Source organism: Noviherbaspirillum sp. FW303-A3 (genome assembly GCF_058788695.1).
Genome location: NZ_JBYTAZ010000001.1, coordinates 1,254,887 through 1,275,890 on the forward strand (window position 1 = coordinate 1,254,887; position 21,004 = coordinate 1,275,890).

19 protein-coding genes are annotated in these 21,004 nt (G+C 63.3%); 12 read left to right on the forward strand and 7 right to left on the reverse strand.

Going from position 1 to position 21,004, the window contains the following annotated elements; genetic code table 11:
• Positions 1 to 55 precede the first annotated feature (55 nt).
• From kdgD to AC3WOY_RS06190, 6 genes are all read left to right on the forward strand, one after another.
• Positions 56 to 967 carry a 5-dehydro-4-deoxyglucarate dehydratase gene (gene kdgD, locus AC3WOY_RS06165; protein WP_492421801.1) on the forward strand — a complete coding sequence of 304 codons (912 nt, stop codon included), beginning with the start codon at positions 56 to 58 and terminating at the stop codon, positions 965 to 967.
• A gap of 28 nt (positions 968 to 995) precedes the next feature.
• Positions 996 to 1,958, forward strand: coding sequence for a Bug family tripartite tricarboxylate transporter substrate binding protein (locus AC3WOY_RS06170; RefSeq protein ID WP_492421803.1), 963 nt, complete (start codon positions 996 to 998; stop codon positions 1,956 to 1,958).
• A 64-nt stretch (positions 1,959 to 2,022) separates the two neighbouring features.
• Positions 2,023 to 3,363, forward strand: coding sequence for a glucarate dehydratase (gene gudD, locus AC3WOY_RS06175; protein ID WP_492421805.1), 1,341 nt, complete (start codon positions 2,023 to 2,025; stop codon positions 3,361 to 3,363).
• A 22-nt stretch (positions 3,364 to 3,385) separates the two neighbouring features.
• On the forward strand, positions 3,386 to 4,822 hold the full coding sequence (locus AC3WOY_RS06180) for an aldehyde dehydrogenase (NADP(+)) (protein ID WP_492421807.1): 1,437 nt from the start codon (positions 3,386 to 3,388) through the stop codon (positions 4,820 to 4,822).
• A 348-nt stretch (positions 4,823 to 5,170) separates the two neighbouring features.
• A complete protein-coding gene (gene rpoD / locus AC3WOY_RS06185) occupies positions 5,171 to 7,675 on the forward strand; it encodes an RNA polymerase sigma factor RpoD (protein ID WP_492421809.1) in 2,505 nt (834 codons plus the stop codon).
• Between the two features lie 233 nt (positions 7,676 to 7,908).
• Positions 7,909 to 8,211, forward strand: coding sequence for a hypothetical protein (locus AC3WOY_RS06190; RefSeq protein WP_492421811.1), 303 nt, complete (start codon positions 7,909 to 7,911; stop codon positions 8,209 to 8,211).
• Between the two features lie 238 nt (positions 8,212 to 8,449).
• Here the strand turns inward: AC3WOY_RS06190 and fghA are convergent, their stop codons facing one another.
• From fghA to AC3WOY_RS06220, 6 genes are all read right to left on the reverse strand, one after another.
• Positions 8,450 to 9,304 (reverse strand): S-formylglutathione hydrolase, encoded by an 855-nt coding sequence (gene fghA, locus AC3WOY_RS06195; RefSeq protein WP_492421813.1) that lies wholly within the window; start codon positions 9,302 to 9,304, stop codon positions 8,450 to 8,452.
• Positions 9,301 to 10,410 carry an S-(hydroxymethyl)glutathione dehydrogenase/class III alcohol dehydrogenase gene (locus AC3WOY_RS06200; RefSeq protein WP_492421815.1) on the reverse strand — a complete coding sequence of 370 codons (1,110 nt, stop codon included), beginning with the start codon at positions 10,408 to 10,410 and terminating at the stop codon, positions 9,301 to 9,303. Before AC3WOY_RS06200 ends, fghA begins: the two co-directional genes overlap by 4 nt.
• A 50-nt stretch (positions 10,411 to 10,460) precedes the next feature.
• Positions 10,461 to 10,763, reverse strand: coding sequence for a PRC-barrel domain-containing protein (locus AC3WOY_RS06205; protein WP_492421817.1), 303 nt, complete (start codon positions 10,761 to 10,763; stop codon positions 10,461 to 10,463).
• A gap of 8 nt (positions 10,764 to 10,771) precedes the next feature.
• On the reverse strand, positions 10,772 to 11,593 hold the full coding sequence (locus AC3WOY_RS06210) for a hypothetical protein (RefSeq protein ID WP_492421819.1): 822 nt from the start codon (positions 11,591 to 11,593) through the stop codon (positions 10,772 to 10,774).
• 165 nt (positions 11,594 to 11,758) lie between these two features.
• Positions 11,759 to 12,568, reverse strand: a complete 810-nt coding sequence (locus AC3WOY_RS06215; RefSeq protein ID WP_492421821.1) for a mechanosensitive ion channel family protein — start codon at positions 12,566 to 12,568, stop codon at positions 11,759 to 11,761.
• Between the two features lie 80 nt (positions 12,569 to 12,648).
• Positions 12,649 to 13,149: an outer membrane lipoprotein gene (locus tag AC3WOY_RS06220; RefSeq protein WP_492421823.1), complete on the reverse strand. Its 501-nt coding sequence runs from the start codon at positions 13,147 to 13,149 to the stop codon at positions 12,649 to 12,651.
• A gap of 364 nt (positions 13,150 to 13,513) precedes the next feature.
• Between AC3WOY_RS06220 and AC3WOY_RS06225 the strand changes: the two genes are divergently transcribed.
• The 6 genes from AC3WOY_RS06225 to AC3WOY_RS06250 all read left to right on the forward strand — a co-directional run bounded on the left by AC3WOY_RS06225 (position 13,514) and on the right by AC3WOY_RS06250 (position 18,993).
• The gene (locus AC3WOY_RS06225) at positions 13,514 to 14,800 is read left to right on the forward strand and encodes a glycosyltransferase family 4 protein (RefSeq protein WP_492421825.1); all 1,287 of its coding nucleotides are present in this window, start codon (positions 13,514 to 13,516) and stop codon (positions 14,798 to 14,800) included.
• Between the two features lie 120 nt (positions 14,801 to 14,920).
• A complete protein-coding gene (locus tag AC3WOY_RS06230) occupies positions 14,921 to 15,685 on the forward strand; it encodes an SDR family oxidoreductase (protein ID WP_492421827.1) in 765 nt (254 codons plus the stop codon).
• Positions 15,686 to 15,709: 24 nt separating this feature from the next.
• On the forward strand, positions 15,710 to 16,303 hold the full coding sequence (locus AC3WOY_RS06235; RefSeq protein ID WP_492421829.1) for a D-glycero-alpha-D-manno-heptose-1,7-bisphosphate 7-phosphatase: 594 nt from the start codon (positions 15,710 to 15,712) through the stop codon (positions 16,301 to 16,303).
• Positions 16,300 to 17,406, forward strand: a complete 1,107-nt coding sequence (waaF, locus tag AC3WOY_RS06240) for a lipopolysaccharide heptosyltransferase II (protein ID WP_492421831.1) — start codon at positions 16,300 to 16,302, stop codon at positions 17,404 to 17,406. Before AC3WOY_RS06235 ends, waaF begins: the two co-directional genes overlap by 4 nt.
• Before the next feature lie 248 nt (positions 17,407 to 17,654).
• The gene (locus AC3WOY_RS06245; protein ID WP_492421833.1) at positions 17,655 to 18,242 is read left to right on the forward strand and encodes a hemerythrin domain-containing protein; all 588 of its coding nucleotides are present in this window, start codon (positions 17,655 to 17,657) and stop codon (positions 18,240 to 18,242) included.
• A gap of 115 nt (positions 18,243 to 18,357) precedes the next feature.
• The gene (locus AC3WOY_RS06250; RefSeq protein ID WP_492421835.1) at positions 18,358 to 18,993 is read left to right on the forward strand and encodes a Ku protein; all 636 of its coding nucleotides are present in this window, start codon (positions 18,358 to 18,360) and stop codon (positions 18,991 to 18,993) included.
• On the opposite strand, the gene AC3WOY_RS06255 is transcribed toward AC3WOY_RS06250, so the two are convergent.
• Entirely contained in the window at positions 18,994 to 20,958 is a 1,965-nt protein-coding gene (locus AC3WOY_RS06255) for a lamin tail domain-containing protein (protein ID WP_492421837.1), read from the reverse strand.
• Positions 20,959 to 21,004: the final 46 nt, after the last annotated feature.

Here is a 21,004-nt window from a genome sequence, read left to right on the forward strand (position 1 = left end):
ATTTCACCAGCGGGATGGCAGGAACTCCCCCGCAACATTTTCCAAAGGTAAGCCGATGAATCCGAATGAGCTGAAACTTGTCCTCGAGAGCGGCCTGCTGTCGTTCCCACTGACCGACTTCGACGCACAGCTGAACTTCAATCCCGGGCCGTATGTGGAGCGCCTGGAGTGGCTGATGCCTTACGGCGCATCCGCACTCTTCGCGGCCGGCGGCACGGGCGAGTTCTTCTCGCTGGAACCGGCCGAGTACAGCCAGGTCATCCGCACCGCGATCGAGACCTGCCGCGGCCGCATGCCGATCATCGCCGGCGCGGGCGGCGGCACCACGCTGGCCATCAAGTACGCGCAGGAAGCGGAGCGCCAGGGCGCGCAAGGCATCCTGCTGCTGCCGCACTACCTGACGGAAGCGTCGCAGGAAGGCCTGGTGGCCCACATCGAAGCGGTGTGCCGCAGCGTGAAGTTCGGCGTCATCGTCTACAACCGCGGCGCCTGCCGCCTGACGCCGGAGTCGCTGCAGATACTCGCTGACCGCTGCCCGAATCTCGTCGGCTTCAAGGACGGCATCGGCGATATCGAATCCATGGTGGCGATCCGCACGAAGCTCGGCGACCGTTTCGCCTACCTCGGCGGCCTGCCGACGGCCGAAGTGTTCGCCGGCGCCTACAAGGCGATGGGCGTGCCGGTTTACTCCTCCGCGGTGTTCAACTTCATCCCGCGCACGGCGATCGAGTTCTACAACGCCCACGCCGCCGGCGACACCCAGACGACCAACCGGCTGATCAAGGACTTCTTCCTGCCTTACCTGGAAATCCGCAACCGCTGCCCCGGCTACGCCGTGAGCATCGTGAAGGCAGGCGCAACCATCATCGGTCACAGCGCCGGCCCGGTGCGTCCGCCGCTGTCCGATCTCAAGCCAACTGAAGTAGAAGCCTTGCGTGCCCTCATGGCACGACTCGGCCCGCAGTAAATCCAACGAGAGTCCACAGGAGATATCCATGAAAAAACTGATTTCCGCGCTCGCCGTCGGCGCCGCGCTCCTCGCCAACGCCTACGCTGCCGGTTATCCGGAAAAGCCGATCGTCGCCGTCGTCCCCTTCCCGCCCGGCGGCTCGACCGACTCCATCGCCCGCGCGCTCGGCCCGAAGATGCACCAGACCCTCGGCCAGCCGCTGGTCGTGGAAAACAAGCCGGGCGCGACCGGTGCCATCGGCGCGGGCTTCGTGAAGAACGCGCCGGCTGACGGCTATACCTTCATGGTGGCGTCGATCGGCGTGTATGCCGTCAACCCGGTGTTGCAGAAGAAGCTCGCCTACGATCCCTCGAAGGATTTCGACCTGCTGACGGTGGCCGTGCGCGCGCCGAACGTGCTGGTCGCCACGCCGGCCTTCCCCTCGAACAACCTGCAGGACTTCATCGTCCACCTGAAGAAGAATCCGGACAAGGTCACCTTCGCGACCTCCGGCGCAGGTTCGTCCGACCACCTGACCGCAGCCCTGTTCTGGCAGCAGACCGGCACCAGCGGCATCCACGTTCCGTACAAGGGCGGCGCACCGGCGATCAACGACCTGCTCGGCGGCCACGCGGACGTCTCCTTCCAGAACATCAACGTCGTCGCCGGCCACATCGCCGCCGGCAAGCTGAAGGCGCTGGCGATCACCGGCGACAAGCGTTCCGCGCTGCTGCCGAACGTGCCGACGCTGTCCGAAGCCGGTGTGAAGAACGTGGACGTCTATTCCTGGCAGGGCGTCGCCGCGCCGAAGGGCTTGCCGCCCGACGTGAAGACCAAGCTGCTCGGCGCCATCACCGGCGCGCTGAACGATCCCGAAACCAAGCGCCGCCTTACCTCGCAAGGCTTTGAAATCGTCGCCAACACGCCGGACGAGTTCGCCCGGTTCCAGGCGCAGGAACTCGCGCGCTGGAAGCAGGTGATCGAAGTCGGCAAGATCGAACTCGACTGATCCCGCTCGCGAACCGGGCCTGACCGGTTCGCCTCCCCGAATCACCCACATCCTGGATTCCATCATGTCTGCACACTCCTCCGCGCCCGTCATTACCGAATTGCGCGTCATTCCCGTCGCCGGGCGCGACAGCATGCTGCTCAACCTGAGCGGCGCGCACGGCCCCTGCTTCACCCGCAACATCGTCCTGCTCACCGATTCCTCGGGCAACACCGGCGTGGGGGAAGTGCCGGGCGGAGACAAGATCCGCCAGACGCTGGAAGACGCGCGTCCGCTGGTCGTCGGCCAGCCCATCGGCAACTACCACCATGTCCTCAATACGGTCCGCAAGGCCTTCAACGACCGGGATGCGGGCGGCCGCGGCCTGCAGACTTTCGACCTGCGCATCACCATCCATGCGGTGACGGCGCTGGAAGCGGCGATGCTGGACCTGCTGGGCCAGTTCCTGGAAGTGCCGGTCGCCGCCCTGCTTGGTGAAGGCCAGCAGCGCGACCAGGTGGAAATGCTCGGCTACCTGTTCTACGTCGGCGACCGCAAGGTGACCGACCTGCCCTACGCGAGCGAACCGGATGCGGACAACGCCTGGTTCCGCCTGCGCCACGAAAAGGCCATGTCGCCGGAAAGCATCGTGCGCCTCGCCGAGGCCGCCTACGAACGCTACGGTTTCAATGACTTCAAGCTCAAGGGCGGCGTACTGCGCGGCGAGGAAGAAATCGCCGCCGTCACTGCGCTGGCGGAACGCTTCCCGAAGGCACGCATCACCCTCGACCCGAACGGCGGCTGGCTGCTCAAGGATGCGATCCGCCTCTGCCGCGACAAGCACAACGTGCTCGCCTACGCGGAAGATCCCTGCGGCGCCGAGAACGGCTATTCCGGCCGCGAAGTAATGGCCGAGTTCCGCCGGGCTACCGGCCTGCCGACGGCGACCAACATGATCGCCACCGACTGGCGCGAAATGGGCCATGCGATCCAGCTGCAATCGGTCGATATCCCGCTCGCCGACCCGCACTTCTGGACCATGCAGGGCTCCGTGCGCGTGGCGCAGATGTGTCACGAATGGGGACTCACCTGGGGTTCGCATTCCAACAACCACTTCGACATTTCGCTGGCGATGTTCACGCATGTCGCAGCAGCGGCGCCGGGCAAGATCACCGCCATCGACACGCACTGGATCTGGCAGGACGGCCAGCGCCTGACGAAGGAACCGTTGCAGATCAAGGGCGGCATGGTCGACGTGCCGAAGAAGCCCGGCCTCGGCATCGAGATCGACATGGCGCAACTCGAGGCGGCACACCAGCTCTATCTCAACATGGGCCTGGGTGCGCGCGACGATGCGGTCGCAATGCAATTCCTGATTCCCGGCTGGAAGTTCGACCACAAGAAGCCCTGCCTCGTGCGTCCCTGAAACCTTGTTACCACCGGACACCATGTCACAGACTATTCATGAATCGAGCAGCGCCGAGATCGACGGCGCTGTCGCCAGGGCTGCAGCGGCCGCCGATGCGTGGGCCGCGTCGGAAGCGGCCGTCAGGAGCGGATTCCTGCGCCGGCTCGCCGACGGACTGGAAGCCGAACGCGAACAGCTCGTCGCGCTTGCCAATGAAGAAACATCGCTCGGCGCTGTCAGGCTGAACGGCGAACTCGACCGCACCGCGTTCCAGTTGCGTGCCTTCGCCGACGCCGTCGATGCGGGTGAAGCCTTCCAGATGATCGACGAACCGGCGGTCCCGGGTGCGCCGCCCGCGGGACATCCGCACCTGCTGCGCGTGAACGTTCCGCTCGGCCCGGTAGCCATGTTCGCGGCGAGCAATTTCCCGTTGGCGTTCTCGGTGCTCGGCGGCGATACCGCCTCGGCGCTCGCTGCGGGCTGCCCGGTCGTGGTCAAGGCCCACCCTGCCCACCCTCGCCTGTCGCATGCCGTGTTCGCCATGGCCAGCACCGCCGTCGATGCCGCAGGCATACCGCAAGGCGTGCTGGAGATGGTGGAAGGCGCATCGAAGGAAGTCGGCATCCGGCTGGTACGCCATCCATCGATTGCAGCCGTTGCCTTCACCGGCTCGCTTGCCGGCGGCACGGCGCTGCAGAAGGAAATCCAGGGCCGAGAGAATCCCATTCCGTTCTTTGGCGAACTCGGCTCGATCAATCCAATCGTTGCACTACCGGTCGCCGTGCGAGAAAAAGGCCAGGAACTTGCAAAGACGCTCGCCGCGTCGATTGCGCTCGGCTGCGGCCAGTTCTGCACGAGTCCCGGCGTTCTGCTCACGCTGCAAGGAGAGGCAACCGACCGCTTCGTGCAACAGCTCGCGCAGGAAATGGATGCGCAGGCGCCGCACGGAATGCTGACGCCGGCCATCCGCAAGGCGTTCGACGATGGCGTTGCGCAGCTGGTGTCGCATGCGGCAGCGAAGCGGCTCACGACCGGCGTGCAGGATACGGGCAAGCATCCCGCTCCCAACCTGGTCGAAGTCGATGTACAGGATTTCATCGGCCATCCTGAACTCCGGCACGAAATTTTCGGTCCGTCGTGCATTGTGATGAAGGCGGGCTCCCTGCAGGAATTGCAACAGGCACTGCAGGCAGTAGGAGGAAGCCTGACCGTGACGGTATGGGGCGCGGAAGCGGATGACCGCGATTCGCACACCATTGTGCGTTCTGCAATGCGTATCGGGGGCCGCGTCCTGTTCGCAGGCGTGCCGACGGGTGTTGCAGTGACCCGCGCACAGCACCACGGCGGCCCGTGGCCGGCGTCAACCGCGCCGCAAACCACTTCCGTTGGTTTGATGGCCATGCACCGCTTCCTGCGGCCGGTCGCGCTGCAGGATCCTCCCGCGTGGCTGGTCGCGCGCGCCGGCGTGCCCTGCTGATCGAATGAAACCGCTGCCGCGCCCCGGCATTCCGCGCGGCCGGCAGCATCGCACATACCCCAATCTTCCGCTTGCCGTCAACCCGCGCGGCAGCGCATCTGCGCAATGTCAATTGCGTCACGCGTTCATTGATGTGCCGCCGCGTTATTCGCTATAATGCCGATCCTTTTGCCGTCTCGCAGTACGAGTTTCCTTCCAGCCGAATACGCACCTTCCAGCATTTGTTTCCACTTCCGGTAAGCCAATCCGGCCTGCCGAAGGGATGCGTATCGCCGTTTTCCGGAATCCCGATTGCTTTTCCCCTCGCGTGCGCGCAAGGGTTGATCCGGCTGACGTGATGATTGCTCCATGAACAAAACTTCGAAGACATTGACATTGTCGGTGCGCGCCCCGCGGGCCGCAGCCGACTCCGCTACCGAACAGTTCGAACCGAACCTGCCGTTCCACCCGGAAGCCGCGCGTCCCGCGATTCCCGTGGTGACCCGGCGCCGCTCCCGTCTGGCTGTGCAAACACCGCCACAGCCGGAAGTCCATCCGGATGCGGAAATCCATCCGGATACGCAAAGTATCCCGCCTGAGCCCGATGTCGAAGCCTTCGACGCGCCAGCCCAGGTCCCGGCATCGCCTGCCCCGATCATTGTCAAGAAGCGGTCGCGCCTGGTAACGGCGGAACCGGCGAAAGAGGCAAGCACCGCAAGCGTGGCGCCGCCCAGCGCGGAAACCGCAAGCGCACCGCCTGCGAGAAAAGTCCGCGTGCTGTCGAAACCGGCAGCCCCGGCCGCCGCCGCGCCGGCCATCCAGCCTGAAAAAGTGCCGGTTACTGTGCGGGTTGCCGCTCCAGTAGCAGTAGCAGTTGACATGCCGGAAGCACCGCAGGCGATGAAACGCCCGGGCCGCAAGCCATCCTCTCCCGTATTGGAGAACGACGAGGTTGCGGAATGGAACGCTGCCGAACGCGCGGAAATGCGCGTATCGAGCGGGAAATCGACCGTCTCCAGGGAAAGCCGGGAATCAGTGGAAAAGCGCCGCCGGCAACTTGCCGCGCTCATCAAGCTCGGCAAGGAACGCGGTTACCTGACCCGTACCGAAATCCACGACCAGTTGACGGACGATGCCGTCGACCAGGACGCGATCGCAGTCATCCTGAGCGCCATCGATGAGATGGGTATTGCGGTCTACGACCAGGCGCCTGACGATGCGATGCTGCTTCTGTCCGACCGTGTCGCCACCGCCGCCAGCGATGAAGACGTGGAAACGGTCGCCGCCACCACCCTGCTGGCCGACGACGGCGACTACGGCCGCAGCACGGACCCGGTGCGCATGTACATGCGCGAAATGGCAGGCACCGAACTCCTGACGCGCGAAGGCGAGATCGAGATTGCGAAACGCATCGAGGATGGCCAGCGCGAAATGATCGGCGCGATTTCCGCCAGCCCGGCGGCCATCGACGCCCTCCTTGCATTTGCCGCGAACATTGAAAGCGGAAAGACTTCCGTCGATGAAATCGTCGATGGACTGAGCGAACTGGAAGAAGCCGTTCCCGCCGCCGCCCAGGCGGACGGCGACGATGACGAAGACGATCTGGAAGACGACGATGACGCCGCGCCAACCCCGGACGAGGGAGGCGTTTCCGCTGAACAGCTTGAGCGGCTTCGTACGCTCGCACTGGCGAAATTCGCGTTGATCGCCGAGCAAGCGGACATCATGCGCAATGACGCGAAAGGCCTGCATGGCGATAGCTACCGTGCTGCGCAACAGGCCGTCACGCAGACGCTGCTCGGCATCCGCTTTAGCGTGAAAACGGCGGACAAGCTGTGCGCCGTGGTGCGCGGCCAGATGGACGAGGTCCGCGCCATCGAAAAGAAGATTGCCGCGATCATGGTCGACCAGTGCGGCATGCCGCGCGACCGCTTCCTCGCCGCCTTCCCGGACAACCAGACCGATCTCGCATGGGTGCAGCGCGAAGTCGATTGCAACTATCCCTACAGCGCGACACTCGCCCGCCGCATGCCGGCGATCCGCGAATGGCAGGTCAAGCTGGCCGAACTGGAAACGCGCGCCGGCCTGCCGCTGCCGGAACTGCGCAAGGTCGACCGCCGCCTGCTCGCCGGCGAACGCCGTGCCATGAATGCCAAGCGCGACCTGACGCAAGCGAACCTGCGCCTGGTGATTTCCATCGCGAAAAAATATGTCAATCGCGGATTGCAATTCCTGGACCTGATCCAGGAAGGCAACATCGGCCTCCTGCGCGCGGTGGACAAATACGAATACCGCCGCGGCTTCAAGTTCTCGACCTATGCAACGTGGTGGGTGCGGCAAGCGATCTCGCGCGCGATTGCCGACCAGGCGCGCACGATCCGCGTGCCGGTGCACATGATCGAAACCATCAACAAGATGAACCGCATCATTCGCCAGACCATCGCTTCCACCGGAGAAGAACCGGATGTGGCGACCCTGGCGGAAAAGCTCGGACTGTCGACGCAGAAGGTGGAAGAAGTCCTGAAGATCGCCAAGGAACCCGCATCGCTCGATGCGCCGGCGGGTGAAGACGGCGATGCGATGCTGGGCGATTTCATCAGCGACGACACGACCCTGTCGCCGGAAGCGGCGGCAATGCGTGCCGGGATGCAACGTGCCATTTCCGAGGTGCTGGAAGACTTGTCGCCGAAGGAACAAAAGGTATTGCGCATGCGCTTCGGCCTCGACGCCGTCAGCGACCACACGCTGGAAGAAGTCGGCAAGCAACTCGAAGTCACGCGCGAACGCATCCGCCAGATCGAGATGAAGGCCATGGCGAAGCTGCGCCACCCTTCGCGCGCCGACAAGCTGCGCGCCTTCCTCGAAGAACACTGATCTCCTGTTGTTCCCAACCCGGCACTTCGCGATGAAGTGTCGGGCCCGATCCATCTCCCCGCCCACGGCGAAGACGGCGAACGCCGTCTTATCCTTCTTGCATTCTCCTTTTTAATCAACGAGTTGACGCATCTCCGCGAGGCATTCGCACGCGCTGGCACACCTCTCGCAATAGGTCTGTCGAGCGCAACGAAATGCTCTTCCAACCCAAACCAACCCAAGGAGATTTATCCATGTCCACCCTGATGATCAAAGACCTCGCCATCGCTTCCGACCTCGACCGTGCTGCCATGGCTTCCGTGCGCGGCGGCTACTACAAGGGCGCACCGGCCTGCTGGACCCCGTCCTATTGCGCACCGAGCTGGGGCATGCCGACGTCCTACGCACCGGAGTCCAAGTTCTCGTTCGATGCCTCGCAAATGATCGGCCAGTCGCAGAACGTGCAGAACAACAACGGCAACAACGTTGCGTTCGCCAGCGGCATCACCTCGACCGTGAACCCGACCCAGAGCGCCAACAACAACATCAACTTCTGATCGTCATCACTGCCGTCCGTCAGGATCCCTCCCCCTTGCTGGGGGAGGGAAAATGTTGTTTGGCACAAGGATTTCGTACTTTTCTTCGGTGACCCGATGCGTTGGGCTCTCCGTAGATGCTAGCCGGGACTGGCCCCGGCTAGCACCCACGGAGTGACTACCCAAAAGGGGCACCGAAGAAAAGAAAAAAATACCGACACCTACACTTGCAACTCCTGAGTCCCTAGCCCTCCCCACCTCATGTCATGCACCCTGCATGATGACGCAGATGATCCTCGATGAACGTGGATATGAAGTAGTACCCATGGTCATAACCAGGATGCCGCCTCAGCGACAACGGCTGCCCGACAGCTTCGCATGCCGCCTCGAACAGATGCGGATGCAGCTGCGTCGCGAGGAATTGATCGTTCAATCCCTGGTCGATGAGTATGCCGTCCGGATAAGGCACATTCGCCTGTGCATGCATCAGCGCTGTCGCATCGTACCCTCGCCATGCTTCCTCATCCGCCCCGAGATACCCCTGGAAAGCCTTGCGCCCCCATGGGCATTGCGCTGGCGCCGCGATCGGCGCCAGCGCGGAGACCGACCTGAACATGCCCGGATGGCGCAGCGCGAGCACCAGGGCACCGTGCCCTCCCATGGAATGCCCCATCAGGCCGATGCGCCCGCGGTCGAGATTGAAGAGGCCGGCAGCAAGCGGCAACAGCTCGCCGGTGATGTAACGCTCCATCCGGTAATGTGTCGTCCACGGCGCCTGCGTCGCATCGAGATAGAAACCGGCGCCGACGCCGAAGTCCCAGTCGTCCGCCTCCCCTGGAATATTCGCGCCGCGCGGGCTGGTATCGGGCGTAACCAGAACAAGCCCTTCACGCGCCGCGTAGCGCTGCGCCCCTGCCTTGATCATGAAGGTCTCTTCCGTACAGGTGAGGCCGGCCAGGAAGAATAGCGCCGCGCACTGCCTCCCCTCTTCCACCTGCGGCGGCAGGTACACCGAAAACCGCATCGGCAAACCGATGACCTGCGACGCATGCCTGTAGAAACGCTGCCGGCCGCCGAAGCAGCGGTGTTCGCCCAGGAGTTCGGGCGCGCTCATTCGTACATCACGACAGAGCGGATGGATTCGCCACGCTTCATGAGATCGAACCCGTCGTTGATCCGGTCGAGCGTCAGCTTGTGCGTGATGAGGTCATCGATATTGATCTTGCCGTCCATGTACCAGTCGACAATCTTCGGGACGTCGGTGCGGCCGCGTGCCCCGCCGAAGGCCGAGCCCTTCCACACCCTGCCGGTAACGAGCTGGAACGGCCGCGTGCTGATCTCGGCGCCAGCCTCGGCCACGCCGATGATGATCGACTGGCCCCAGCCCTTGTGGCAGCACTCGAGCGCCTGCCGCATCACCTGCGTGCTGCCGATGCATTCGAAGGAATAATCGGCTCCGCCGCCGGTCAGCTGGATGATGTGGTCGACCACATTGTCGACTTCCTTCGGATTGATGAAATGCGTCATGCCGAACTTGCGCGCCATGGCTTCGCGCGCAGGATTGAGATCGACGCCGATGATCTTGTCCGCGCCCACCATCCGCGCGCCCTGGATCACGTTGAGGCCAATGCCGCCCAAGCCGAAGACGACCACGTTCGCGCCCGCCTCGGCCTTTGCCGTGAACACCACCGCGCCGATGCCGGTCGTCACGCCGCAGCCGATGTAGCAGATCTTGTCGAACGGTGCGTCCTCGCGCACCTTGGCCACCGCGATCTCCGGCACCACGATGTAGTTGGAAAACGTCGACGTGCCCATGTAGTGGAGGATGGGTTTGCCATCGATGGAAAAGCGTGAGGTCGCATCGGGCATCAGGCCCTTGCCTTGCGTCGTCCGGATCGCCTGGCACAGGTTGGTCTTGCGCGACAGGCAGAACTTGCACTGGCGGCATTCGGGTGTGTACAGCGGGATCACGTGGTCACCGACGGCCACGCTGCTGACACCCGCGCCTGCCTCGACCACGACACCGGCCCCCTCATGGCCGAGGATGGCCGGAAACAAGCCTTCCGGATCGGCGCCGGACAGCGTGTAGTAATCGGTATGGCAGATGCCGGTTGCCTTGACTTCGATCAGCACTTCACCCGCGCGCGGACCTTCAAGGTCGACCTCTTCGATGCTCAGCGGGCTTCCGGACTTCCATGCAACGGCGGCTTTGGTTTTCATGCGTTTCCCCTGGATCGGCGAGTTTTTCCTTAGGTTAGCAGGCAGGAGGGCTAGTACAAGGTATAGAACACCAGCCGTCCTTGCGCCGCGTCGAAGTACAACGCATGCCAGGGAATGGATACCAGCGCCTCGTTGCGCTTGCGCGCCAGCACCACATAACGCAACTGGTGCGTCAGGATATCCACCATCAGGTGATCGACGGTGCCGATCCTTTCGCCGTGCGCGGTGACAACCGGGCAACCGTAGAGCAGGTCGGCCGTGCTGGAATCGTTCGCGGACAGCCGTGCAAAACGCGGCGGACCGGCCTTCAGTCTGCCGGTCCGGGTGCGGCTGCCGCCCAGGGTTCGTTGCATGATTCTGCCTAAGCTTGAGGCGAAGACCAGCTCACACGACGCGAACCGGCCGCGCCGAGCGCGCCGCCGCCGATACCGATGGCCAGTGCCAGCGCCACGGCAAGAAAGACCACCCATGCCGCCGTTCCTGCACGCTGGACCGCGTTCTCGGTTGTCTGCCTGCCTTGCGGGGACGCCGACTGCGGCGAACCCGTGATGATCAGCGCCTGGTCGGTAATGGCCGCCGCCCGCGTCTGGTCGACACCGAGCTTGCTCACCAGCAGCTGGATCGCCGGTTCGCGCTGTCCCGCCTGCAGGTGCTGCTGGAACTGCTGCATCGATGCCGCATCGAGCCTCGCTCCCTGCGATTGCATGACGGCTGCGATAGGCGAAGAGCCGCCGCCCCGGATGCCCGCCTGCGCCAGCTGGCTCATGTTGTTGAACACGCCGCTCATCATCGAACCGCCCACCGACGTCGCCAGTACGGCGAAAATGATGGTCGTCACGGCCCACGACACCGCCCCATGCAATATACCGTCCGCCTTGCGCTTGAGCCCGGACATGCGCGCGGCCACATAGCCGCCGACGAAGGCGGCGATCAACATGCTGAAGCCGGCCCAGACGAGCGGACCGGTCCCCACGCCCTCGCCCTGCGTCACATCGGCAGTGGACAGGCCGGTAGCGATACCCAGCAGCGTCAGCGCAAGCTGGACCGATATACCCACAGCGACACCGGCGAGGATGGCGCCCCAGCGGATCGCCGGGAAGACCTGCCGGCGCAGGTTGTAATTGACGGCCTCGTCATGCCGCAGCGTATTGCCGCGGGCGGTTTGCGTGTCATTGATCGCCATATTCTTTACTCCTGTCACCATCCATTCGATGGAACGGGCCGCTTGCCGTTCTGTGCTTCATTTAGACGAAACGCAACATCCATGCCCGCATGGTCAGATGCGCGATGGCACCTCGTGCAGAAAATGCATGCGTAAAGATTGCAAACGGGATGGTAAAAAATCCGGTCAGGCGGCGGACTGGACTTCTTCCACGGTGTCCATCGCTGCCTTCATGCGGCGCAGAAACTCGCGGCGCACGCGCCATTGCTTGGCAGGCAGGACCTTGATCCGGCAACGCAATCCCACGGCGGCGTCCTCCACCTTCTCCACGCCGCCCATATCGACATCGTCGAGGATCAGCGATCCGATGGCGGGATCGGCGCGCATGTCGCGCACTACATCCTCCATCAAGCGGAACACACGGTTCAGGTCTTCCTTGCGCGGCACATTGAGGTCCACCACCGCGAAGGCATAGTCACGGCTGCGGTTGGTGACGGTGGTGATCATGCTGTTCGGAATGAAGTGCACGCTGCCGTCGTAATCGCGGATGCGGATGTGGCGCAGCGTCACGCGCTCGACGTAGCCGCTCTTTCCGGCGGCCTCGATGTTGTCGCCCTCGCTCACCTGGCCTTCGATCAGCAGGAACAGCCCGGTGAAGAAATCCTTGACCAGGCTTTGCGCCCCAAAGCCGATGGCGATGCCGGCCACGCCGGCGGTTGCGAGGAGGGGCGCGATGGAAATGCCGACCGTGCCGAGAATGGCCATGATGGCGACGCCGACGATGACGATGTTGGCCGTGTAGCGGAAGACATTCATCAAGGTCTCGATACGCCGCGAATCGCGGTACTCGTCGGTGCGGCTGATGATGTGCGTCTTGAGGACGCGCAGCACGCGCCGGATCATCCACAGCGATGCCCATGCAAGCACCAGGATGACCAGGATGCGCAGCCAGGGCCACGCACCTTCCAGTAATTTCCTCCACTCGTTGGCGTCCAATCCCCCTCCTCCAGAAATGCAAAGTGCAGGCGTCTACGCCTGCACTTCACGTCGCCCGAAACTGTCGATGAAATCAACGATCAGCGGAAACGTTCCACGATGACGCCGTTGTCGAGACGCACCCTGTCGCCCACCTGAACGCCCGGCGCCACTTCCTGTGCGAGGGTCTGCACCGCGCCGTTGTCCATGCGCACCGCGACGCGGTAGACCTGTCCGGAATTGGCAGCGTTCTGCTCCATCTGGTGCCCCACCATGCCGCCGCCGACCGCGCCGGCTACCGTTGCTGCCTTGCGTCCGGTACCGCTGCCGACCTGGTTGCCGAGCACGCCGCCCACGACAGCGCCCGCCACCGTGCCGAGGCCGATGCCCGCCGCCTGTTCGCGCGGGATGACGTCGATTGCCTGCACCACGCCGTAGCCGGTTGCGCTGCTGGTCGTGGTGGTGGGAATGGTGCTGGCGGTCGACGTCGTGGTGACCGGATAGGATCCGGCGGACGAAGTCTGGTTCGGCGAGCTGCCGCAGGCAGCAAGCGTGATGACCGATGCCCCGATGGCAGTCAGCTTGATCTTGTCAGTCCACATATTCATCTCCTTATTCGATTGAGCGTTGTTCTTCCCACGCATGTCGCCATCCGGAAAGAGAGCGAACAAGCGTAGCTCCGTGAGGCAAGGGATGCAGTTCCCGTGCCAGAGTCGACACTCTTTCCTCAAGGAAGCCAAAGCCGCCACGCATTCCTTCCGATCGCCGGCTTGGCGCTTATCCCAACGCGCCGGCGCAGTTTTTACATGCGGCTGTATTTGTTACTTGCCTGCTCGGTGTCTTTTTCTGCGCCATATCAAACCCGGATATGAAAAGGTCGCGGGATGCCAATAAATCAACGACTAGGTACATGGTTTGCTTAGTGGGCATCGCAGCACGCCCACCATTCGAAGAAACCAGACAATCATGCGAAAAATTGCCCTTATCAGCGAACATGCATCCCCCCTTGCCCTGATCGGCAGCACGGATAGCGGTGGACAGAATGTGTATGTTGCTCAGCTCGCCAAGCAACTGGCGCGCCTCGGCTACCTGATCGACATCTTTACCAGGCGCGACTCGGAATTCCAGGAACAGGTCGTCGACTGGATTCCCGGCGTGCGGGTCGTCCATGTGCCCGCCGGCCCGACGCACTTCGTGCCCAAGGAAGCGATGCTGCCTTTCATGGAACAGTTCGGCCGCTTCGTGATCCGCTTTGCACGACGGCAAAAGCTTCCCTATGACCTGATGCATGCCAACTTTTTCATGTCGGGCATGGTGGCGCGGCAGGTGAGGAAGACGCTGGGCGTTCCCTTCGTCATGACATTCCATGCGCTGGGCCGCGTACGGCGCCTGAACCAGAAGGAGGCCGACGCCTTCCCCGATATCCGCTTCGCCATCGAGGAACGTTTGATGCAGGAAGCGGACCGCATCATCGCGGAATGCCCGCAGGACCAGGCTGACATGGAGCAGCTGTACGGCGCGCCGACCGATCGCATCGATATCGTGCCGTGCGGATTCGATCCTGATGAATTCTGGCCGGTGTCGCTGGATGCGCGCCAGCAGCTCGGTCTCGGCCACGACGAGTTCATCGTGCTGCAGCTGGGACGCATGGTGCCGCGCAAGGGCGTCGACAACGTCATCCGCGCGATCGCCATCCTCAAGCACCAGTACCAGGTCCGCGCTCGCCTCCTGGTGGTCGGCGGCAATGCGGAACAGCCGGACCCGATCGCCACGCCCGAGCTCGGCCGCCTGATGGCGCTTGCGCAGTCGCTGAACGTGGAAGACGCGGTCACCTTCACCGGCCAGCGCAGGCGCGAGCAGCTCCGCTATTACTACAGCGCCGCCAATGTCTTCGTTACCACGCCGTGGTATGAGCCCTTCGGCATCACCCCGGTGGAAGCCATGGCCTGCGGCACGCCTGTCGTGGGTACCGCCGTCGGCGGCATCAAGACCACGGTCGTCGATGGCGAAACAGGCTGCCTGGTTCCGCCCAACGATCCGGAATCGCTTGCGGAAAAGCTCATCTGGCTGCACCGGCATCCCCACATCGCCCAGCGCATGGGATGGGCGGGCATGCGACGCGCCTACCAGCACTTTACCTGGCGCAATGTCGCCACCCACGTCGCGGCGGTATACGAAAGCGTGCTCGAACCGGCCACCAGCTATGCAATGCAGCCGCTGGCCGCTTCGGGAGAGATGAGCTTGCGCAGCTGAACTGCGCAGCGCCGCGACTTTCGGCTGCGAATGCCGTTTTTGTCAAGGAGCACGGCATGCCGCAGGCCTACGCTGGCTGTATCGGCATATCGCCATCACTGAAAACCTGTGGAGAGGGAATTGAACAAGACAAGCGTATCCAGTTATGTACCGAACCCGGCGGAAGCCGAACTGTTTTCCGGCAAGACCATCCTCGTCACCGGCGGAGCCAGCGGCCTGGGTGCGGCGCTGTGCCATGTGCTGTCGAGCTGCGGCGCCAACATCGTGGTGGGCGACCTGAACCTGGACAAGGCGCAGACGGTGGCCTCGCTGCTCGAAGCCTCCGCGGGCAAGACGCATGCGATCGGCTTCAATGTCGGCGATCCGGTCGCCGCCGAGCGCGCCATCGATGAAACGGTGAGCCGCTTCGGCCGCATCGACGTGCTGCTCAACAATGCCGGCACGGATGTCACCCAGTCGATCGACGAGCTGTCCTACGGCGACTGGGACCGCGTGATCCGCACCAACCTCTATGGTCCCTTCCTGCTGTCGAAGTATGCAGCGCGGCACATGAAGGACGGCGGACACATCGTCAACATTGCCTCCACCGCAGCCAAGCGCGCATGGCCCAATGCCTCCGCCTACCACGCCAGCAAGTGGGGCCTGCTCGGCCTGTCGCACGCGCTGCATGCAGAGCTGCGGCCGAAGAAGATCAAGGTGACCGCCGTGCTCGCCGGCGGCATGCGCACGCCCTTCCTGCTCGACCGTTTCCCCGACATCGACACCGCGACGCTGCAGGATCCGGTCAATGTAGCGGTCGCCGTGAAGTCGGTGCTGCTGCTTCCGGAACAGACCGTGATCCCGGAAATCATGGTACTGCCGATGCAGGAGACGTCCTGGCCCTGAGATGCCCAAAGACCCGGCTACGACATGCGCGCAATTTTTCTCGACAAGGACGGCACACTGGTTGAAAACGTGCCCTACAACGTCAACCCGGCACTGATCGAGCTGACGTGGCACGCTGGCCAGGGTCTGCAACTGCTCAGGCAATTGGGTTACGCGCTCTTCGTGGTCACCAACCAGCCGGGTGTCGCCAGGGGCCTGTTTACGGAGGCGGCGCTCGGCCCGGTGGAACACCGCCTTGCGGAAAGGCTCGCGCAGTACGGCGTGACGCTGGACGGTTTCTATTACTGCCCGCACAGTCCCGACGGTGTGATCGGCCGCTATGCGATTCCCTGCACCTGCCGCAAGCCGATGCCGGGCATGCTGCTTCGCGCCGCGTACGAGCACGGCATCGCGCTTGCGCAATCGTGGATGATCGGCGACATCCTGCACGACGTCGAAGCCGGGCGGCGCGCGGGATGCAGGACGGTGCTGATCGATAACGGCAACGAGACCGAATGGAAGCTCTCGTCCCTGCGCACACCGCACCTGACCGCGCCTGACCTGTACGCCGCCGCGCAAATGATTTCCGAAGCGGATGCCATGCGTCCCGGCGGCATCAGCGGAATGGCAGGCTCATGATCATCGGTTCCTGGCAGCAGGCGAAACGGATCCTCTGCATACGCCTCGATTACATGGGCGACGTGCTGATGACTACGCCCGCGATCCGCGCGCTGAAGCAATCGATTCCCGGCGGCGGCATCACACTGCTCACCTCGCCCGGCGGCGAGGCCGTGTCGCGCTTCATCCCCGAGATCGACGATGCGATCGCGTATGCCGCCCCATGGATGAAAAGCAGCGCCGGAATTGATCGCCAGTCGGATGCGGACATGATCGGCATGCTTGCCCGGCGCCGCTTCGATGCCGCCGTCATTTTTACGGTATACAGCCAGAATCCCCTGCCTGCGGCAATGCTCTGCTACCTCGCCGGCATCCCGCTCCGCCTCGCCCATTGCCGCGAGAATCCTTACCGCCTGCTGACCGATTGGGTGCGGGAAACCGAACCACAGGAGCATGTGCGCCACGAAGTGCGCCGCCAGCTCGATCTTGTCGCTGCCATCGGCGCGCAGGCAGACGACGAGAGGATGTCGCTGCGCGTTCCCTCGGCGGCGACTGCATGGACCATCGACCGGCTGCAATCGTCGGGAATCGATCCCGCCGGCACATGGATCGCCATGCATCCCGGCGCCACAGCCGCTTCGCGCCGCTACCCGCCGCAACACTGGCGCGAAGTGGCGCGTACCTTGCGCGCATCCCTCGATTGCCCGCTGGTCTTTACCGGAAGCGTGGATGAAGCACCGCTCATCGACGAAATCCGTACCGGACTGCCCGGCACGCTTTCGCTGGCCGGACAGCTCGACCTTGGTCAGCTGACGGCGCTGATCGCACTGGCGCCGGTACTTGTGTCCAACAACACGGGACCCGCGCATATCGCCGCCGCCGTCGGCACGCCGGTGGTCGACCTGTATGCGCTCACCAATCCCCAGCATACGCCGTGGAAAGTGCCAAGCCGTGTACTGTTCCGCGACGTGCCTTGCCGCTACTGCTACAAGAGCGTCTGCCCGCAGGGTCACAACCTTTGCCTGAGCGGCGTCGCACCGGCCGAAACCGTTCAGGCGACGATCGAGCTGCTGCGCGGACACGCATCGCAGGCAGAAGTCCGCATGCCGCCCCTGCCCGCCTGAACGTCTCCTGAACATTTCCCGCTGCAATTTTTACATCGTCATGAAAAAACGGAAGGACCGAAAATGCCGCCGGATGGGGGACAGATCCACGATGTTGACGTTTTTCGGCGCGAACTGAGGTTTCGGCGCCGGATTCCGTCGTGTGGCGGGGCGATGCCGCCGGCTGGCGGCCATGGCACAGAGCTTGCGATTTACCGCGGTACGCTCACCCACGCTACCTGAAAGGCAGCCAACCAAAGGAGTCCGACATGCCACGTAACGCACCTTCCAAGAGCAGCAGCAAAACCGCATCGCGCCGTCCGTCTTCCAAAGGATCGGAAGATGATGCACTGCATATTCTTGCCGATGATCACAAGAAGGTGATCGAACTGTTCGACGAGTTCGAACGGATGAAGGAAGACGAAGAAACCGATGACGAAGCCAAGCAGATCCTCGTCGAGACCGCTTGCGCCGAACTGACCATCCACGCCCAGGTGGAAGAGGAAATCTTCTACCCCGCCGCGCGCGATGCGATCGACGACATGGACCTGCTCGACGAAGCGGAAGTCGAACATGCGTCCGCCAAGCAGCTGATCACGGAGCTGGCCGCCATGCAGCCCGGCGACGACCTGTACGACGCCAAGTTCACGGTGCTCGGCGAGTATGTGAAGCACCACATCCAGGAGGAAGAAAAGGAGCTCTTCCCGAAGATCAAGAAGGCGGACCTCGACCTCGAAGAGCTGGGTCAGGAAATCAGCGAACGCAAGCTCGAGCTGCGTGACGAACTCGGCGTCCCGTCCGACGACGAGGACGACGAGGATCCGGACGGACCTACGTCGAAGCGCCGCGTCCACTAAGGCGCCGAGCAGGGATAAGTTGTGCAACTTATTCCTCCACGGTGCCTAAGGCCTCCGGCGCCGGGACCGCCGCCGGAGGCCTCCCGGCGCCTCATACAATGAAGAAAGGCGATTCGTGAACTTGCCCGACAAGGAACTGCACCGCATACATGCAAGATCGACCCATGCCGTGGATATCCTGGCATTCGTCGAAGCACAGGAAATCCCCTCCGACTATTTCGAGACGCCCTATTACCTCGCGCCCGCACCCGGCGGGGAGAAGGTCTACGCGCTGCTGCGCGAAACGCTGCGGCACTCTGGGAAGATCGGCATCGCCTATGTCGTGATCCAGTCGCGCCAGCACCTGGCGGCGGTCGTCCCGCAAGGCCAGTCGCTGGTCCTCAACACCCTGCGCTGGTCCCACGGACACGACATGTACGCATCCCCCGGCCTGCCGGAAGAAGAATCTCTCGACCTTGCGGCCGCCCGGCAGATGGCGATGCTTGCCCCGCCTTTGCACGCGGGGGATTACCAGAACATATTCCATCCGGCCGGCACAGGCCTGGAGGAGAACAAGATGAAAGCAAAGAAAAGCGAGCGCATCATCGTCGAAGAACTCGAAGGCCTGCTGGACGAGGATGAACTGATCGACGACGATTATCTCGCCAGTGTGCTGGGCCGCAGGATGCATCCTTCCGACGGCCATGCCCTGCGGCAGGCGCAGATGCCGCGCCGCTACAGGCGGGTGTTTGCGCGGCGCCAGAGGTACTGACTACCGGCCGCGGGGCATGTTCCGTATCATCTGGTGCAAGACCGGCGGCAGTGCCGCTTCCTTGATCGTGGCGAAGGGGTGCCGGTGATTCATTGCATTGACCAGGGACGGTGTCGCGGCGGCGGTCAACAACGACTTTCCTGAACTGCTCCCGGAAAAGCCGCGCGAGAAAACGATCTGCAGGTTGTTCCACTCGTCGTAATCCGTCAGCACCGTCCTGCCGAAGCCGCCCAGCGGATTGATGTTCTTGCCAAACGTCCCGCTCGTCCAGATGCCATTGTTGTCCCAGTCCGCATACGCCCCGCCGGCGCTGCCCCGCCCGATATTGACCGCTTCCGACAGCCGTGTCTCGTCAAGCGGCGCCCCGCGTCCATCCGAATAGCTCATCAGAAAGGCATCGCTGCAAGGGGAGTTCTCGACCAGTCCGCAGTAGGTGATGCCCTTGAGACCGTTGGCAAGATAGTAGCGGTCGGCAGCATGCGCACTGTCCGGCGTGGCACTCAAGCCCGCGAACTGGTACATGTAGTTCATCACGCTGTAATGGTTGGGCTTGTAATTGACGTCCTCGTTGCCGCCGTGGCGCAAGCCGAGATTGTGGCCGAACTCATGCATCAGCGTGCTGGCCTGCATGTTGACGAGCATGTTCACGCCCATGTCGGTATCCGCCTGGAAGTCGTAGCCGCCGAGCGTGACGATCAGGTCGTTGCCGGACATTTCCGAAATGCCGGACGGCCCCGCGCTGCCGTCGATATTTTGCGAGTTCGCAAACAACGCATAGTGGAACAGCAGCTTGCGCCGGAGATCCATGTGATGATTCTTGTAGGCTTGGAAGGAAGCGCAACCGGCACGCGCGCCGGCGCCCTCGGCTGACGTGTCGAGCTCGATGCAGGGCGAGAACGGTACGCTGTTTCCGCCGCCAAGATTGAAGGCCGCCGGATCGAAATCCTTCGCATGCAGGCTGCCGGTATCCATGTGCATGGCGATGCCCTTGTCGGCAAATGCCTTTTCCATCTTCTGCAAGGCTTCGCGCCGCGGCCGGGTCGCCACGTCGGTGCCGTCCATGTAATCGATCTCCAGGAAGATGTCGCGGCGCCCGGCGCGCGCGCCCATGGCATGGAGATCCAGACCGGCGTAAGTGCCGCCGGCCACCTTGGCGCTGTCCGGGATGCCGTCGCGGTCCGAGTCGATCACTCCGGGGGCGATGTCATTCATCCCGGCAGGCGTGGCGAAGTTCACCAGCGACCAGTCGGCCGCGCTATTGGTATCCGCGATGCCGCGCGTGGCCAGCCGCACGATGGCCTTGCCGTGTTCTTCCGGCCCGGAAGGCAAGGCCGGCACGCTCGCGCCGCTCCAGGAATTACCGGACGACGGTTCCGTGGTCGAAGTGCCGAAGCGGACAAAGTCCGTGGTCGCTCCGTCGCGCACCAGTTCGGCCGAGCCATTGGCATTCCAGAACGGACGCGCCGAACCGTTCTTCACATAGACCATCTGCGCGGAGTCCTCGAGGTCGTCCGAGGTCCTGCTTCCAATGACAAGATAGGCGCCGGGCGCCAGCGTCACGTCGGGCAGGGCAAACTCCATGGGCGCATGGCTGCTGATGCCCGTGGATGCATCGATGTGGGAGCTGCGCAGGACGTAACGGGACAACGGCATGGGCTGCATTGATGTATTGACCACCTCCAGCCAGGCAATATCGTTGCTGTAATAGCTCGTGGACACTTCGGAAATGAGCAGGCTGCCGTTCTCGCTCGTCACTGGCGCATAGGCCGGCGCGGGTGTCGTATTGAGCGGCAGAACCGGTGCCGACGGCAGTGATGCGTTGCCCGTGTCCGGAATACCTGAGGATGCTCCCTGGTTAGTGCCATCGCCACCGCCACCGCATGACGTTATGCCAACGGCAAGCGCGACTGCTGCCGCGACACGCTTCCATTGCAGGGCGCGCAGTACGCCTTGTTTTCCATTCATATTGTTATCCGGAATGATGAGTCATTCCTGAAGACAACATGGCGGA